General features: G+C 44.8%; 19 protein-coding genes. 14 read left to right on the top strand and 5 right to left on the bottom strand.

Translation table 11 applies throughout. The features are described 5' to 3' along the window. Positions 1-5: 5 nt before the first annotated feature. Positions 6-335, bottom strand: a complete 330-nt coding sequence (locus FIV04_RS14355) for a DUF2500 domain-containing protein (protein ID WP_032553371.1) — start codon at positions 333-335, stop codon at positions 6-8. Between the two features lie 244 nt (positions 336-579). Here FIV04_RS14355 and FIV04_RS14350 point away from each other — a divergent pair, with 244 nt between their 5' ends. From FIV04_RS14350 to FIV04_RS14330, 4 genes are all read left to right on the top strand, one after another. Then, the gene (locus FIV04_RS14350) at positions 580-954 is read left to right on the top strand and encodes a hypothetical protein (RefSeq protein WP_032553372.1); all 375 of its coding nucleotides are present in this window, start codon (positions 580-582) and stop codon (positions 952-954) included. Between the two features lie 932 nt (positions 955-1,886). Beyond that, complete coding sequence (locus tag FIV04_RS14340; RefSeq protein ID WP_032553374.1) at positions 1,887-2,507, top strand: lysoplasmalogenase; 621 nt, start codon at positions 1,887-1,889, stop codon at positions 2,505-2,507. Between the two features lie 90 nt (positions 2,508-2,597). Beyond that, the gene (locus FIV04_RS14335) at positions 2,598-2,834 is read left to right on the top strand and encodes a YecH family metal-binding protein (protein ID WP_032553375.1); all 237 of its coding nucleotides are present in this window, start codon (positions 2,598-2,600) and stop codon (positions 2,832-2,834) included. A gap of 133 nt (positions 2,835-2,967) precedes the next feature. After that, complete coding sequence (locus tag FIV04_RS14330; RefSeq protein WP_032553376.1) at positions 2,968-3,555, top strand: YhgN family NAAT transporter; 588 nt, start codon at positions 2,968-2,970, stop codon at positions 3,553-3,555. Between the two features lie 54 nt (positions 3,556-3,609). Here the strand turns inward: FIV04_RS14330 and FIV04_RS14325 are convergent, their stop codons facing one another. After that, positions 3,610-3,876, bottom strand: coding sequence for a DUF1145 domain-containing protein (locus FIV04_RS14325; RefSeq protein WP_032553377.1), 267 nt, complete (start codon positions 3,874-3,876; stop codon positions 3,610-3,612). A gap of 10 nt (positions 3,877-3,886) precedes the next feature. Next, a complete protein-coding gene (rsmD, locus tag FIV04_RS14320) occupies positions 3,887-4,489 on the bottom strand; it encodes a 16S rRNA (guanine(966)-N(2))-methyltransferase RsmD (RefSeq protein ID WP_150873371.1) in 603 nt (200 codons plus the stop codon). Positions 4,490-4,720: 231 nt separating this feature from the next. On the opposite strand from rsmD, the gene ftsY reads away from it, so the two are divergent. From ftsY to glpG, 6 genes are all read left to right on the top strand, one after another. Further along, complete coding sequence (gene ftsY, locus FIV04_RS14315; protein ID WP_152469433.1) at positions 4,721-5,953, top strand: signal recognition particle-docking protein FtsY; 1,233 nt, start codon at positions 4,721-4,723, stop codon at positions 5,951-5,953. A gap of 77 nt (positions 5,954-6,030) precedes the next feature. Beyond that, positions 6,031-6,705 (top strand): cell division ATP-binding protein FtsE, encoded by a 675-nt coding sequence (ftsE, locus tag FIV04_RS14310; RefSeq protein WP_032553381.1) that lies wholly within the window; start codon positions 6,031-6,033, stop codon positions 6,703-6,705. Beyond that, positions 6,695-7,663 carry a permease-like cell division protein FtsX gene (gene ftsX / locus FIV04_RS14305; RefSeq protein WP_152469432.1) on the top strand — a complete coding sequence of 323 codons (969 nt, stop codon included), beginning with the start codon at positions 6,695-6,697 and terminating at the stop codon, positions 7,661-7,663. Before ftsE ends, ftsX begins: the two co-directional genes overlap by 11 nt. A gap of 177 nt (positions 7,664-7,840) precedes the next feature. Beyond that, a complete protein-coding gene (gene rpoH / locus FIV04_RS14300) occupies positions 7,841-8,698 on the top strand; it encodes an RNA polymerase sigma factor RpoH (protein WP_032553383.1) in 858 nt (285 codons plus the stop codon). Positions 8,699-9,094: 396 nt separating this feature from the next. After that, positions 9,095-9,415, top strand: coding sequence for a thiosulfate sulfurtransferase GlpE (glpE, locus tag FIV04_RS14295; protein WP_032553384.1), 321 nt, complete (start codon positions 9,095-9,097; stop codon positions 9,413-9,415). A 36-nt stretch (positions 9,416-9,451) separates the two neighbouring features. Next, complete coding sequence (gene glpG / locus FIV04_RS14290; protein WP_152469431.1) at positions 9,452-10,288, top strand: rhomboid family intramembrane serine protease GlpG; 837 nt, start codon at positions 9,452-9,454, stop codon at positions 10,286-10,288. Positions 10,289-10,369: 81 nt separating this feature from the next. Here the strand turns inward: glpG and FIV04_RS14285 are convergent, their stop codons facing one another. Then, positions 10,370-10,777 (bottom strand): flagellar basal body-associated protein FliL, encoded by a 408-nt coding sequence (locus FIV04_RS14285; RefSeq protein WP_150897431.1) that lies wholly within the window; start codon positions 10,775-10,777, stop codon positions 10,370-10,372. A 161-nt stretch (positions 10,778-10,938) separates the two neighbouring features. Between FIV04_RS14285 and FIV04_RS14280 the strand changes: the two genes are divergently transcribed. Further along, positions 10,939-11,478, top strand: a complete 540-nt coding sequence (locus FIV04_RS14280; protein ID WP_172974253.1) for a chorismate lyase — start codon at positions 10,939-10,941, stop codon at positions 11,476-11,478. Beyond that, on the top strand, positions 11,479-12,333 hold the full coding sequence (ubiA, locus tag FIV04_RS14275; RefSeq protein WP_032553388.1) for a 4-hydroxybenzoate octaprenyltransferase: 855 nt from the start codon (positions 11,479-11,481) through the stop codon (positions 12,331-12,333). It begins immediately after the preceding gene. Between the two features lie 56 nt (positions 12,334-12,389). On the opposite strand, the gene plsB is transcribed toward ubiA, so the two are convergent. Then, a complete protein-coding gene (gene plsB / locus FIV04_RS14270) occupies positions 12,390-14,813 on the bottom strand; it encodes a glycerol-3-phosphate 1-O-acyltransferase PlsB (RefSeq protein ID WP_150873364.1) in 2,424 nt (807 codons plus the stop codon). A 372-nt stretch (positions 14,814-15,185) separates the two neighbouring features. On the opposite strand from plsB, the gene lexA reads away from it, so the two are divergent. Further along, positions 15,186-15,806 carry a transcriptional repressor LexA gene (gene lexA / locus FIV04_RS14265; RefSeq protein WP_032553391.1) on the top strand — a complete coding sequence of 207 codons (621 nt, stop codon included), beginning with the start codon at positions 15,186-15,188 and terminating at the stop codon, positions 15,804-15,806. A 97-nt stretch (positions 15,807-15,903) separates the two neighbouring features. Then, positions 15,904-16,779 carry a class I SAM-dependent methyltransferase gene (locus FIV04_RS14260; protein WP_150873363.1) on the top strand — a complete coding sequence of 292 codons (876 nt, stop codon included), beginning with the start codon at positions 15,904-15,906 and terminating at the stop codon, positions 16,777-16,779. Positions 16,780-16,862: the final 83 nt, after the last annotated feature.

Below are 16,862 nucleotides of genomic sequence, written 5' to 3'. Positions count from 1 at the left end.
AGGATTTAGCGTTTGAGGGCAAAGTGCAAAAACTTATCACCTTGGTAGGTTAATGTACCTTTGTCCCCAGGATTGAGAGCGTGGTAGTAATGAATACCAACTTGGAACTCACGTTTGGGACCGACCAGTCCGCGTTGAACGTAGATCCAATACTCTTGGTCTTCTTGGCCTGGTTGCGCATCAGGAAGGTCAATGGATTGTTTATCGAGTACCGTAACATCCACCTTTTTCTCTGGCGCGTTTTCTCCTTGCATATGCTTTCTGTAAAAGCTAACAAAAACCCAACCTGCTAGGGCGACAAGTACAATAATCGCAAGAAAAAGTGAATTAGGCATACAACCTCCATATAGTCCTGAGGGGTATTCTAGTCGGTCGACTGCAAGGGATATGTGTTTAAAGCCGCTATTCGTGAATTGATGTAAGTTGAGCGAGTTGTTTTTCGGCTGATATCACATTTCATTGCCATTTGTGGATAACACGTTGTTATTTATTGTCTCTTTCTCACGTAAATCGTGATCAATTTGTATAAGAATAGGGTAATGCTCGACTAAAATTAAAGTGTGGAGTGGGAGGGTCAATATGACGGACATTGAAAAAGTAGTCACAAGGACTCGTAATATAGAGAAGTTATTGCGGCTTCAGTATCACGCTGAGGGAGAAGGGCTGCATGAGCTGGTCACGAGCTGTGAAGAGAGATTGCCACACGATATGGTGGTAAAACTACGCTACATTGCCACTTGTCGAAACAAGGTAGTGAATGATCATGATGCGAAATTAGAGGATCATCATCAGTTCATTATGATGTGTAATGATTGTGAGAAGGAGCTAACCCCAAGAAGCGGGCGCTTTATTTGGCGTGTTGCCATTCTTTTAATGATGGTAATGACTTTGGCTGCGGCCGGGTTCTATTATGCCAACTGGGATGTATTGACGTTGCATCTATTCTCAAAGTAACAGGTTTAGATAAAAGAAAAGGGACGCCACGGCGTCCCTTTTCTCTTTTTTGGGTACTTGATTAGTACATCATCGGTAGTGTCATAAGGCCAACAACTACCGCGATCATTACAAGTCCTTGTTTTTGCGAAGATGAAATCATAACACTACTCCTAAATCTGGTTAACTATCGCTATGTGATTAAGAATAGCACTACTTTAGGCTTTAGATCAAGAATTAGTTTTGAAACCTCTAAAACCATAAGAAAACTTCAGTGTTAGGGGTGGTATTTGCGAAGTTTATGCTTGTTTTTGTGTTGGTTTAATTTTGTTCCTTGTGGTTTTTGTTTGTTCTTTTTTTATTTAAGTTGTTGTTTTTATGGATTTAATTAATGTAATCATAGTTGTTAAAACTTGTTAAAGTGTATTAATGGGTGCTGAAGGGGTAGGGGTGGGCTCAGTGCGTATTATGAAGGTTATTATGAGTTTTATACTGTGGTGTTGTAGTGAGGCAGCTTACTTATCATGCAAGTGAGTTCCTTATTTAGATATTGTGTGAGAGTTTTTATTGGAAATGAGATCCTGAAGTTTTCAGATGTTTAAAGTTAATGTTTTTGTGTTTAAGCTTTTGTTTTTAAATGTTTATAAGTTTTTGTTTTAGAGTATTGCATTGTGGATATGGAGTGTTTTTGGTGCTTTGGGGGATGGCCGTATTTATAAAAGTAGGGGTTAGTTCTTTCAAACTGGAACTGAGGTGTACTTTTGTAGGTATTGAACGATAAAAGCACCAAATATTTGGGTTGCTATCATCAGCTTGAGCATTTCACTTCATTTTGAGTATCGATCACATTTTTAGTGGAAGCGTAAGCAAGATCCAATTTTGAGGGGCTAGCGCTTTACATCACTATTGAGGTGCCTAGACTGGCGACGATTTGAGGTAATAGGGTAGATGTTATGTGGAGTTGGTTAGCGGTTTCGTTATCTGGTATCGGAGCGATAGCAGGAGCTAAGCATGGGCATGTTACTCAAACCTTAATCTACAAAGTATTCACTTTTGTACTTTTAGCTACGATTGCATTAAGCCAGCCTGAGATTACCACTTATAGTTATTGGATTGTCGGTGGCTTGGTTGTGTCTGCACTGGCGGATATTCTGCATACTCTGTCCAAGAGAAAGCCGCTGCACTTTATCTGTTTCTTAGTAGCGCAACTCTGTTATAGCAAAGCGTTTTGGCTGCAACTTTCTGGTCAAGTGGTCTGGTGGCTGTTCGCCCTGTTGCTTGCGGCTTGTGTAGTGGCCTTTTTCCTACTTTTACCTCGTCTTGATAAGTTGGTATTTCCCGTTGTGATTATGGGAATAGTGCTTATCCAATTAGCATGGGCGTCGGGAGAGGTCTGGTTGCTTGATCCACACATGTCACATGGTGTTGGCTTCATCGGTTGTTGTGTTTTGTTGCTTTCTGCTTTGGCCTACGCATTGAATTGCTATCGAAGCCCGATCAAAGGGGCTTACATGTGGGTGACAGGCAGCTACTTCCTAGCACATTCTCTCATCGTGGCGTCACTAACCCTTTAGTCGATAACTGCTCTGAGGCTGCGTTATATCAAAGTGCGCTAACAGCAATTCGTTATGCTTGGCGAGATATGACAGACAGGGGAACCTCTAATGACGACTGAAATCCATGCTCACAATGTACTGAACCTATTGAATGAACAAGCTCTAACGCGTGAAGAGTTAGCGGAAAAACTAGCACAAGAATATGGCTCAGAAGCCCGTTTCCATACTTGTAAGCTAAGTGGCTTAGACCTAGATGCATTGCTGACGTTCTTTGTGAAAATGGAGAAGGTGGTGCTAGAGGGTGATAAGCTGAGAACCAATATGGCACGAGTATGTAGCCACTAATTCGATTGTTTTGGGAAGTGGATTACTGCTTCCCTTTAAATCAAACATTTAACACATAATCCTCCCCACTGGGTTCGAAAAGCCGGATTGAGGCTGCTATACTCCGCGCACCTTCGCTTTTCAGGACTTACTCATGGAAATCCTATCTGCAGCTACCATGCTGTTTCTTATTATGGACCCGTTAGGCAACTTGCCGATCGTGCTCTCCATACTTAAACATATCGATCCAAAGCGACGCCGAATTGTTTTGATTCGTGAGCTTATGTTCGCGTTGATTATCCTTTTATTGTTCTTGTTTGCCGGTCAGAGCATTCTGAACTTTTTGCACGTTCAGCCAGAAACCTTAAGTATTTCAGGCGGTATTATCCTGTTTATCATCGCGATTAAGATGATTTTCCCAAGTGCTGGGAGTATCACTGGATTAGCGGCGGGTGAAGAGCCATTTATTGTACCTATGGCGATACCGATGATTGCGGGGCCATCGGTGATTGCAGCCTTGATTCTGCTATCGACTCAGCACCCAGGTAATATGTTGGAGCTATCTGCAGCAGTCTTACTGGCTTGGGGCGCAACTTTCTTTATCTTGATGTTTAATGGTTTCTTCCTGCGTATCCTCGGAGAGCGAGGCCTTAAAGCGGTAGAGCGATTGATGGGGCTATTGCTTATTATGATATCAACGCAGATGTTCCTCGATGGTATCAAAGCTTACATGCTCTCTTAGAGTCCGTTTGCTGACGAACAGCATTAAAAAAGCCGCTCAAATGAGCGGCTTTTTTTACATCATGTATTTGCGTCGGATATCGAGCAGAGCAAAGATACCGAAGATTAGAATTGACCACTTCTCCCAGCGCGTCATGGAAATCTTATCGCCAAATGCACCAATGAAGATCAGCATTTGTAGACCGTGCATGAAGAACAAGAATGCCGTCATGATATACAGGGCAATGGCTGCGTTTCCTGGGAAGGGATGGAAAATATTTACGATGAGAACAAACCAAACGAAAGCAATAGCCGCTTTGGCTACGGGAATCAGTACATTCATTATTTAAATCCTATTCTGCATTGGTTCTATGGAAAAGGCGGTAACTGGACTGCCCAGTCGTTTTATCACGATAGAGCTCCCAGTTCTCAGGCATGCCTTCCAGCTTAAGTTCTTTTTCAGTTTCGACATACACAACAGCATCTTCAGCCAACCAACCGTTAGATTCGAGTAGGTTGACTGTCTCAGCAAGAAGGCCTTTGCGGAAAGGTGGATCCAAGAAAACCACATCATACGGTGTACCCGGTTTACTGAGGTAAGAGATAGCGTCGATATTCTCTACCTTAATGTTATCGGCTTTCAGTTCTTTAGCGTTGTCTGAAAGTTGTTTAGCCGCCTTTTGGTTCATCTCTAAAAGCGTCACCATCTTCGCTTGGCGAGACGCTGCTTCAAACCCGAGCCCGCCAGAGCCTGCAAATACATCCAGACACGTCGCATTTGGGATATCTTGAGCCACCCAGTTAAAGAGTGTCTCTTTTACTCGGTCAATGGTTGGGCGTAATCCCTCTAAGTCGTGAACTGGGAGTTTTCGACCTCTCCATGAGCCACTGATGATTCTAACAAAGCCTCCAGATGGCTTTTTTTGTGATGTGTTTTGCTGGCGACGTCTTACCATAGATTTTTTGACCGCTAATAAAGTGATACTATATCGAGCCCAATTTAATTTGGTTCGAGTATTAAATAAATTTTGCAATGACAAAGTGTATCAAGCAAACAGCAAGCATATCACTGCTTTGTCATTTTTCTTTACTATTCGTGTCTACAAGTTTGTATTGTAGAACAATAGCAAAGAGTCGACGTGCATTAAGTCAATACAGTTAATTAGTAGATCTAGGAAACTCCTCTGATGGCGGAAAAAAAGAAGCGCGGATTATTATCGTGGCTTGGCTTTGGTGAAGAAGAACAGAGCCCACAAACGCAGACTGACTCTAAAGTAGAGCAGCAAACGGAAGAGCAGCCTCAAGCTGAGGTTGAGCAACCGGTAGAAAAGGAAGAATCTGCACAAGAGGCGGAGTTACAAGAAGAGCTTGAACAGCCAAGTGCTGAGGTTCAACCTGAACAAGCAGAAGCAGAAGCAGAAGCAGAAGCAGAAGCAGAAGCAGAGCCTGAAGTGGTTGCAGAAGAGCCACAAGTTGAAGAAGTTCAAGAGAAACCGACAGAGAGCTTCTTTGCGCGCTTGAAGCGTAGCCTAAGCCGCACTAAAGCCAACATTGGCGCGGGCTTCTTTGGTTTGTTCAAAGGCAAGCAAATTGATGAAGATCTATTCGAAGAGCTTGAAGAACAACTGTTGATTGCTGACGTAGGCATGAACACCACAGTCAAAATCATTGATAACCTAACAGAAAAAGCATCTCGCAATGACCTGAAAGATGGTGAAGCCCTGTATGGTCTATTGAAAGAAGAGATGGCTGATATCTTAAGCCAAGTGGAACAGCCTCTAGAGGTGGATACCACTAAAACGCCTTACGTCATCCTAATGGTAGGTGTTAATGGTGTAGGTAAAACAACGACTATTGGTAAGCTGGCGAAGCAGTTCCAGAATGAAGGCAAGAAAGTGATGCTGGCGGCGGGTGATACCTTCCGTGCTGCAGCGGTTGAGCAGCTTCAAGTATGGGGTAAGCGCAACGACGTGCCTGTTATTGCTCAGCACACTGGCGCTGATAGTGCATCGGTTATCTATGATGCGATTGAAGCTGCTAAGGCTCGTGGTGTGGATGTGGTTATCGCGGATACAGCGGGTCGTCTACAGAACAAGAGCAACTTAATGGAAGAGCTGCGCAAAATTGTTCGTGTAATGAAGAAGATTGATGACTCAGCACCACATGAAATCATGCTAACGTTAGATGCAGGTACTGGTCAGAACGCAATCAGCCAAGCGAAATTGTTTAGTGAAGTAGCGCCAGTTACCGGCATTACTCTGACTAAGCTCGATGGTACTGCAAAAGGCGGTGTGATTTTCTCTATCGCTGATCAGTTCCAGATTCCAATTCGCTTTATTGGTGTTGGCGAAGGCATTGACGATCTGCGTCCATTCGAGTCAAAAGACTTTATTGAAGCGTTGTTTAGCCGCGAAGAGTAATTTGGGTAGCAATTTGGTTTGTGTTTAACCTGCTACCTTTTTAAATTTGATAAGAGTGATCGTAAGAGGAATTTTCGGTGATCAAATTTCAGCAAGTGAGCAAGGCCTACCGAGGTGGACGCCAAGCATTACAAAAAGTGGACTTTCATCTTAAGCGAGGTGAAATGGCTTTTTTGGGTGGTCATTCCGGTGCGGGTAAAAGTACACTGCTGAAACTGATCTGTGCGATTGAGCGCCCGACGGACGGGCGCGTTTGGTTCAACGATCACGACATTACTCGAATTCCGAGTAAAGACATTCCCTTTTTGCGCCGTAACATCGGTATTGTCTTTCAAGACCACCGTTTGTTAATGGACCGCTCTATTTACGACAATGTAGCTCTGCCAATGCGTATCGAGTCGATTTCTGAAAATGAAATCAAACGACGCGTTGGTGCTGCATTAGACAAGACTGGGTTATTGGACAAAGCGCGTTGCTTGCCGAGCCAATTGTCGGGCGGTGAGCAGCAACGTGTTGGCATAGCACGCGCTGTGGTGAATCGACCAACCTTACTATTGGCCGATGAACCGACCGGTAACCTAGACCCAGAATTATCGAACCGAGTTTTAAGACTGTTCGAAGAATTTAATCGAGCAGGCGTGACCATCCTTTTAGCTACGCATGATGTGGGGTTAGTAAACACTCGCCCACAATATCGTCATTTCGAGTTAAACCAAGGCTTCTTAAGTGAGGTAGAAGACTATGGCCGTTAATAAACGTCTTAAAAAGGCGAAACCAAAGCGCGCCAACAATCGTGCAGCAAGTGATGGCTTTTTAGTGGTTCACTGGAAGCAGGCGAAGTCTTCTCTATCTGAATTGTGGCAGCGCCCACTGGGAAATTTACTGACTTTAGCCGTGATCTCTATGGCATTAGCGATGCCAGCGTGTTTGTACCTACTGGGTAAAAACGTGGGTGAGGCTGCACAAGATGTGGCAAGCCCTTCTCAGGTTAGCGCCTATATAGAAGAGGGTATCCCTGAACCTAGAGTGATGGTGATGAAAGATGAGATTGAAAGCTGGCCACAAGTGGATCTAGTGGAGTACATCTCACCACAGCAGGGACTTGCAGACCTTAGCCAGTACTCAGGCTTCAATGATGCACTGACGATTCTTGATGATTACTCACTACCAGGTGTATTGATCATCACACCGAGCGTTGAAACAGACACGGAAATTAAAGCACTGGCTAAGCAAGTCAAAGAACAACCCTCGGTGACTGACGTTCGCCTTGATGAAGATTGGTTAGCAAGACTCGATGCGATTAAGGCACTGGCTACTGTCATCGTAGTGACATTAACCTTCCTTATGCTGGGAGCGGTATTTCTAATTATTGGTAATACCTTGCGTTTTAATGTGCTTGCTCACAAAGAAGAGATCCAAACCATGAAGCTAATCGGGGCGACCGATAGTTTCATCTTACGCCCTTATCTGTATACAGGTATGTGGTTTGGTGTATTGGGATCTATCAGTGCGTGGATCATGACCGCACTGATTACTGTATTACTCAACAGTGCAGTGGACGATTTAGCGCAGTTATACGACAGTCATTTCCGCTTAATTGGCTTAAGCTGGGATGAATCTTTGCTGCTTTTGATTGTTGGAACCTTGCTTGGTAGCGTGGCAGCAAAACTTTCTGCCCAAAGACACCTAAAAGAAATTGAACCTGTTTAGGTGAATTGAGTCATATTTAGACGAGAAATAGACACATGTTAGTCAGTTTTCGCCTTGTATAGACGAATTGATTATGCATAATTACTTCCCCCTTCTTGAATCCTGTTCATTTTAGGTTCAAGATTAGCGGGTTCTAATAGAAAGACTACTCCAGATCAGAGATTGATGAGGAACCGAATGGCAAACCAAGCGTATCAAATGGCTTTAGTCACACAAGATAGCCTAGACAGCTATATCCGCTCAGCAAACAGCTACCCAATGCTAACTGCTGAAGAGGAGCGTGGACTTGCAGAGCGATTACATTACAAAGGTGAGATCGAAGCTGCGAAAGGCTTGATCCTTTCACACCTACGATTCGTGGTTCATGTAGCGAGAGGTTACTCTGGTTACGGCCTGCCTATGGCTGACCTTGTTCAAGAAGGTAATATTGGTCTAATGAAGGCGGTAAAACGCTTTAACCCTGAGGTTGGGGTAAGACTGGTATCTTTCGCTGTTCACTGGATCAAAGCTGAAATCCATGAGTACGTACTTCGTAACTGGCGTATCGTTAAGATTGCAACGACGAAAGCGCAGCGTAAGCTGTTCTTCAACCTGCGTAAATCTAAGAAGCGTCTAGGTTGGTTCAACAACGGTGAAGTTGAAACTGTTGCTCGCGAGTTAGGTGTAGAGCCTTCTGAAGTTCGTGAAATGGAATCTCGTCTTGCGGCGCAAGATGCGACCTTTGAAGCACCTATGGACGACGATGACGGCGGCTCAGCTTACACGGCACCTGTTTACTACCTAGAAGACAAAGCGTCAGATGTAGCTGAAACGGTTGAAGCAGCAAACTGGGAAACCCATACCAATAACCGTCTTGGCCATGCACTAGCAAGTCTAGATGACCGCAGCCAACACATTGTTCGCTCTCGTTGGTTAGATGACGACAAAGCCACGCTGCAAGATCTCGCTGAAACCTATAACATCTCAGCAGAGCGTGTTCGTCAGCTAGAAAAGAATGCAATGAAGAAGCTAAAGCAAGCTGTCGGCGACTTCTAAGCCCACATACAATTTTTTGAAAAGGCCGAGATCGAGAGATCTCGGCCTTTTTGTTTGGATCGCATTTTAGTGTCTTCGCGATCGAAACTTTCAAGTCGAGATTGTGGATAACTCTGTGAGGAGTTTCTTTGTCAGTTGTCAAAAAGCAGGGTGTAGTAAGGCTTTCAGGCGGTTTTGTTGGTGGGGATAGTTTCAAGTTAACCCACAGATAGATCAGGATCATTACTACATCTTGTGGATCTATTTCTCTTAAAACACTTTATTCACGCAATTCACAGGTTTATCCACATATGGTGTAAAAGTGATCGCTGGTGGATAACCTTATTAAGTCGGTGTAAATGTTAGCCTTGGGATAGGTTACAATGACACCAAAGTAAATCAGTACAAGAGAAAGTCATGGACCAGTTTAAACATATTGATGTGCAAGGTGCTCAAACACTCATTGAGCAAAGCGACGCACGCCTAGTAGATATCCGCGATCCACAATCATTTGCCGTTGCGCACCCAGAAAGTGCGTATCATTTGACGAATGACACCATGGTGGCGTTTATGGATGAGGTAGAATTTGAACAGCCTATCCTTGTGATGTGTTATCACGGCATTAGTAGCCAAGGTGCGGCGCAGTATCTAGTCAACCAAGGCTTTGAAGACGTATATAGTGTTGATGGAGGCTTTGAAGCTTGGCATCGTGCCCAGCTCCCTGTTGTGACAGGCTAGTTCGCTTCCTTAGACAAATTTAAGCAGGAAACTCCAATGGTAAGATTGATGGTATTGAATAATGCGCGTGTTGCGCAGGCCTTCATTGATTATATGGCGTCGCGTCATATCTCGATTCAGATGTCTCCAGAAGGGGAAGGGCGTGTCGCGCTATGGCTGATTGATGCTCAACATCAAGTGGAGACAGAAGCGGAGCTCAACCGTTTTCTGTCTGAACCGAACCACAAGCGTTATCAAGCCGCTTCTTGGGATGTTGCTGAAACGCGTAAAAGTCAGTTTCATTACCATACTCCGAGCTTTCTAAGCATGATTAAGGCTAAAGCCGGCCCCGTTACACTCAGCATTATGCTGTTGTGTGTGGCGATTTTTGCTCTGCAGCAACTTGGCTTCAATCAGCAGATCTTTCAAATGCTGCATTTTCCGGCTTTGGATGGGCAACAGTGGCAGTTGTGGCGCTGGCTTAGTCATGCGGTTCTTCATTTCTCCGTTATGCACATAGCCTTTAATATTTTGTGGTGGTGGCAGCTTGGTGGCGATATTGAGAAGAAGCTAGGCGGTCTGAAACTACTGCAGATTTTCGCTATATCATCGGCGTTGTCTGGCGCAGGGCAATATTGGGTCGAGGGTGCTAACTTTGGTGGGTTATCTGGAGTTGTGTACGCGCTAGTTGGTTATCTGTGGGTTGTGAGCGCTAAGGCCCCTCAATTAGGACTAACCATACCGAGACAGATCGTTGGCTTCATGCTGATTTGGTTAGTGCTTGGTTACATGCAACCGTTTATGGCGATTGCTAACACCGCACACCTAGCGGGTTTGATTGCTGGCGTCGGCATCGGCTGGATTGATTCAATGAAATCAAAGCCTATCGTTTAGCGATATTGGTGGTGAGTTTTCTGTGAAAACGAAAAAGCGGCTCGATGAAGCCGCTTTTTTTATCTCGATTTGGTCATCGCCTTATTGGTACAGGTACTTAGTAAATAAGAGGTCGGCAATGATGGTTTTGCCTGTTTCTGGCAATAGGATCTCATTGAGTCGGTTGACTAAGGTTTTACGCAAGTCTTCGCGACCAGAAAGTGACTTAATGGTCTCTTCATTCTGTTTACCAAGTAGCTCAATCACAGCATCGCGAATAAGGGGTTGGTGAAGCTCAATGGCCGGGAGGTCAGTTGAGTTGGCAACCATAATGTCGATGCGCACTTGAATGTAACCCAGCTTCTTACCTTTAGTATAAAAGTTAGTAGTGAGATCCGGTTCTAGCGTGAAGTACGCCAGCTTGGGTGCAGATTCCTCTTCCGCCAATGAAGGCAAAGAAAAAAGTAGTGTGATTGCTAGAAATATTTGGGCTACATAACGTTTGTGCATATTTGTGACTTTTCTTTAGTTTAATCGCGATATTCGAAACGCGTTTGTCTTGTTACAATGAGCGGTCTAAATCTAAATACGTTTATAACACAGCTTGCGGTTAAAACAGCTCGGAAGTTGATGCTTTATTGTACGTGTAAAGTCACCTATTGAATACCAGTATGAATCAGCCAATATCGCTGTATCTTAATTCGTTAATGAATGTAGATTGGCAAAATACAGAAAAATTTGATTTTCCGAATCAAACCATCAAAGGGTGGTTAATGGAGCAAGGCTCGTTATCTCGTCGTTTGGGTGAGTGCTGTGAGCACTTATCGGTCGAGTTACTTCATAATCAAGTCGTGGAACGCTCAACACTACAACACGACGAAGAGACTTTGCTTTCATCATCAGATTGCTTACTTCGCAAGGTTATTCTGAAGGGAGACGGTGAGCCTTGGGTACTTGGCCGTACGTTAATTCCACGCCTTACCTTAGATGACCAACACTCAGATCTGGCTCAGCAGGGCAATGTACCACTCGGGTTGACGGTGTTTAGCGCAGAAAACGTTAAGCGTGATGCACTGCAAGTCGGTTGGGTTATGGTAGGCGAAGAGCGCCTGCTTGCTCGTCGCTCGCGTTTATGGATGAACCATAAGCCAATGTTAGTGGCGGAACTTTTTTTACCAACTTCACCCATTTACTCTAAGGAGAGTGTGTAAATGCTGGCCACAAAAGCGAAAGCGTATTGGCAGTTAACGCGAATGGATCGCCCGATTGGAACCTTATTACTGTTGTGGCCAACCTTGTGGGCGCTAGTGATTGCGGCCAATGGCCTACCAGACTTGTCGGTATTAGTGGTATTTGTGTTGGGTGTGGTGTTAATGCGCTCGGCAGGGTGTGTGATTAACGATTTTGCCGATCGCAAAGTTGATGGCCACGTAAAACGCACTAAGCAACGACCTTTACCTTCGGGAGCGGTATCCAGTAAAGAAGCGGTAGCTCTGTTTTTGGTGCTAGCCATTGTCTCTTTTCTACTGGTGTTAACCATGAACACACTGACCATTCAGTTGTCGTTTATTGGTGTGGGCTTAGCGTTTATTTACCCTTTCATGAAACGCTTTACTCATCTGCCACAACTATTTCTGGGTTTGGCTTTCAGCTGGGCAATTCCGATGGCGTGGGCTGCACAAACCAATGAATTACCAGGTGTCGTGTGGTTCGTGTTTGCTATCAACGCACTATGGACCATCGCTTATGATACTCAGTATGCGATGGTTGACCGAGACGATGACCTTAAGATTGGCATCAAGTCGACCGCGATTCTGTTTGGCCGCCAAGATAAGCTAGTAATCGGTGTGCTGCAGTTAATTACTTTGGCGATGTTGATTGCGCTTGGTATGCACTATCAACTGGGCGGGAGTTTTTACTGGAGCCTGCTGGTTGTCGGTGGATTGTTTGTATATCAGCAGCACCTAATTCGCCACCGAGATCGAGACCTCTGCTTCCAAGCCTTTTTAAACAACAACTATGTTGGAATGGCAGTGACCGCAGGCTTACTTATCGCATTCTGGTAAAAAACATCACATATAAAAAAGGCACCCAATGGGTGCCTTTTCTGTTTTTAAGTGAGTTATTCTGCTTGGTGAATACTCTCTTCGATCGTCAAGCGAACTTCTGGGTAAAGCATCGAGTAAAGCAGCTTAGCGAAAACCGCGGTCTTCTCTAAATCGCAGTTGCCGTCGCTATCTAAGTACGCTTGCTGTTTTAGCGTTGCGAACATTGAAGCGAATACACCTTTGTCGAAAAACTCTGGAGCATTAATGCCGTGCAGGCGACCTAGACGCTGCGCGATATCTTGGCTCTTCTGCTCAAGCTCTGACTTATCGAGGTCTGGATTCTCTGCCAGAAGGTTCAATGCGATTGAGTAGCGCTGCAGTGTTTCAGAGATAGTACGGCCCAACAGCATCAGCGGTTGGCTGTTAGATTGGTTGATCGTGACTTCGTTGTCTTTCACCATGATCATACCCTGGCGTTCCAGCTCAGAGATAATGTTGGCGACAACTTCTTCTAACTTATCCTCTGGGTAGCTAAGGAACAGCTCCTTCTTAAGGAACGGGTAGATGATAGCCACATTCTTCTGGATGTCTGTAATCGACAGCTCTCGTTGACGAATCAGCATCTGCGCGACCAATGATGGCAGTGCGAATAGATGGATGATGTTGTTACGGTAGTAAGTCATCAGGATCGATTGGTGACGGTCGAGCGAAATGATGTCGCCCATAGTGTCTGACTCGATCAAGAATTTATTCAGAGCTTCAGCGTGTTTCACTAAATCTTCAGCACTGTCTTTCGGTACCGTGAATGTCTCAGAGTAAGGTACATTCTTTAGTAACGATAAGTAGCAATCAATCTGTGATACCAACGAGTCACGGGATAGTGCACGTTGACGCGAAGCAAGCAGAGCAGTTGCACACAGAGTCAGTGCATTGGTTGCTGCTGCATCATTAATGTTTGTCATCATCTTGGTCGCAAGATCGTTAACAACTGGTGTCATCCACTGTGGTTTGCTAGTGCCAATCGGATCGATGTCTTTAGTCCACTCTGGAGAATGCTCATTCAGGTATTGGTTTAGCTGAATTGGCTCACCGAAGTTAACGTAGCCTTTACCAAAGTTGCGTAGCTTGCGAATAGTGCGAAGTACCAAGCCAGCATTCTCTTTCTCTTTACGTTTACCACGCAGCTCTTTTGCGTAAGTCGCCACTTCCATTACGTGCTCGTAGCCAATGTAAACAGGTACAAGGGTAACTGGACGGTTCATACCGCGCAGCATTGCCTGAATTGTCATCGCTAACATGCCGGTTTTCGCTTGTAGGAGACGGCCAGTACGAGAGCGACCACCCTCACTGAAGTACTCTACCGAATAACCTTTTGCGAATAGCTCGGCTAGATACTCACGGAAAATGGTTGAGTACAGCTTGTTGCCTTTAAAGCTACGACGAATGAAGAAAGCACCGCCGTGACGGAAGATCGGTCCAGCAGGGAAGAAGTTGAGGTTAATACCCGCTGCAATATGCGGAGGAACCATACCCTCATGGTAAAGCACATAAGAGAGTAGTAGGTAGTCCATGTGGCTACGGTGACAAGGTACATAAACAATCTCGTGGCCGTCTTGTGCCAATTTGCGAACCGTAGATGCATTATTGATGTGCAGACCTTGGTAAAGTTTGTTCCACAACCAGCCCAGGATTTTTTCACCGCGTTTGATCAGAGAGTAAGAGAAGTTAGCTGCAATCTCATCCATGATGTCTTGCGCTTCTTTGCTCGCTTTCTCAATCGAGATGTTTTTCGACTTCGCTTCGTCTTCTATCGCTTTTTTTATCGCTTCTGATTTCAGTAGGCGGTCGAACAGCGCTTGGCGGCTTGGAAGGTTCGGGCCAGACGCGGCTAGCTTTTGGCGCGAGAAGTGGATACGTGCTACGCGTGCCAGCTTGTGTGCAATGGTGCTGTCAGTGCCGTGAGAGTTCGCCATGTAGCGCAGTGATACCACTGGGCTGAAACGAACTAAACAATCACGACCAGCTAGAAGAACCGCTCTTGATTTCTCTAGACCATTCATCGCTTGTAGATAAGGTTTTTGGGTATTTTCTTTACCCGGCTTACGTCCCCACAACACGGTTGCTGGGATAACCTGAACGTCTAGTTCTGAATCAGACTCATGAAGCTGAAGTAGCTCGGTGAATACGGCGATCGATGAACTTGGTACGTGGTCATCATCTTGAACAAGGGTTTTGCGCGACGCAATAAACACGTAGCGTTGCAGTGATTTACCATTAATCTCAAGTGGGCTCAGTGGATCAGGAAGCCCAAGCTCTAATGCATGTTTTTGTAGAGTTAGGAGATCGACACTCGAGCGGAAAGGTAACGCATATACAATTGGTTTGCCTAAATCAATGTTCAAATCTTCAATAGGGTTTGAAGGAATGGATGTGCCTTTCACCAATACGGATAAAGGAAGCTTCATCATTGAACGTGAAAAAGATTGTCCAGAAGACATATAGGTTCACTGCCTCAGTAGTTTTTTGTCATGCTCAAGCGTATCTCTATTTTTATTTAGTGATTTAAAATAGGGATAGGCCTAGGCGTAAATTTAATCGATGCAAGAATACCAGAAACTGGTCTAACCTTTTAATGGAATTAGTCATAATGGCGTTAAGTTTGCGGAAAATCATTCATCGACTGATTGAGTATAGGTTTAATCGTCACCAATTTTTAAAGCCTTTGATTAAAACAACGACTTAGCTGACTGTTTATAAAGTTATAAAAAGTAGCCCGTTGTTTAAAAATGAACTAAAAACAACCAATTGCTTTGCTTTTGTTCAGTTACTGGATATACTCACAGTCAACTGTATAAAAAGACAGGTGACTCATGAAGCCGTTAACGCCCCGCCAACAACAAGTCTTCGACCTGATTAAAAACAAGATCGAAGAGTCCGGTATGCCACCGACACGTGCTGAAATCGCGCGTGAATTAGGCTTTCGCTCTGCTAATGCTGCAGAGGAACATTTAAAAGCTCTAGCTCGAAAAGAAGCTATTGAGATCATTCCGGGTGCGTCTCGTGGTATTCGCATCTTGCTTGATGACGCTGCCAACGACGAAGAAGGTCTACCTTTGATCGGTCAAGTGGCAGCGGGTGAGCCTATCCTTGCTCAAGAGCATGTAGAAACGCATTACCAAGTGGATCCTGGTATGTTTAAGCCACAAGCAGATTTCTTACTGCGTGTTAATGGCGAAAGTATGAAAGACATCGGTATTATGGATGGTGATCTACTGGCTGTGCACAAAACGCAAGATGTACGCGACGGTCAGGTTGTGGTAGCACGTGTCGACGATGATGTAACGGTTAAGCGTTTAGAGCGCAAAGGCTCAACGGTACTACTACATGCTGAAAACGAAGAGTTTTCTCCAATCCAGGTGGATCTAGAGACCCAGCACTTAGCCATTGAAGGTTTAGCGGTTGGTATCATTCGCAACACAGATTGGATGTAATATCACACAATGAGTTATTGATATTTATTCTCAATAACTTGTCATTGTAATTGATATTCATTATCATCTTCCTTGTCGAGCTACAAGGAAGATGAACATGTCGAATCAAAACAAACCTCAGTCAACACTGCTTTCCTCAAAGCGCAGCGCTGCCCGTAAGCCGATGGCGCAGCAAGACATGGCTCATTCTGAATTTCATGTTCCTAGCAACCTTATTCAACCTCTTTGGTTTCGCAGTCGAGAAAGCCTCGCTGACGATGGCCTCGTTTACGATCCAATTGCAGCGCAAGCGTGTACCCGCTGTCGTCTTGCACCGGAGTGTTTAACGGGAGAGCTCGACCAGCAACAGCTTCTGTACGCGACACTGACTCAGCTTTGTGACAACCAGATCCAACAGTACCTATCTCATAACCCTGAGGCGTGGATCATTAATGTTGGGGCGGGGCTTGATACGCGTTTCTACCGTCTAGATAACGGCCGCTGTCACTGGGTAGAGTTGGATGTCACTGAAAACTTGGTGTGGCGTCAGCGTTTATTCCATAAAAATGAGCGTTATCGCTTAGAGTGTGGTTCAGTGAATGATCTGACTTGGCTTGATGAACTGAATATCCCAGAGCAGGCGCCAGTGCTGATTGTTTGTGAACATGCACTGCTCGATTGCGATGAACAAACCACTGCGCACTTTATTCAAGCGCTAAGCCGTCAATTTACTCATGCACATGCCTGTTTAGTTCTTGCGGGGGATAAGACCTCAAGCAAGCTTGGTCAAAAGCTGGGTTCTGGCGAATACGCGCACGGCTTGGCTTCCCCTGTTGATAGCGTGTTGAATTGGCTACCATGGACTCAATGGGTCAAAGCCTTCTCACCTTTGGATCAACAATGTAACCGCTGGAAGCTATGGCAAAGAATGTTGAGTAAGTTGACTCAATACAAGAAGCGACTGGCTCCACAACTTATCGTGATGAAGTGGTAGAGGTACTCTTCTTCCCACTCTCTATAAAGCTCTAGTCATTAAATAGTGAATCTCTACCCCCTAGGTTAAACTATCACCTCAAA

Source organism: Vibrio sp. THAF190c (assembly GCF_009363355.1).
Classification (GTDB): Bacteria; Pseudomonadota; Gammaproteobacteria; order Enterobacterales; family Vibrionaceae; genus Vibrio; species Vibrio fortis_A.
The sequence above is the reverse complement of the archived record's forward strand: the minus strand, read 5'-3'. Positions and strand labels throughout refer to the sequence as shown.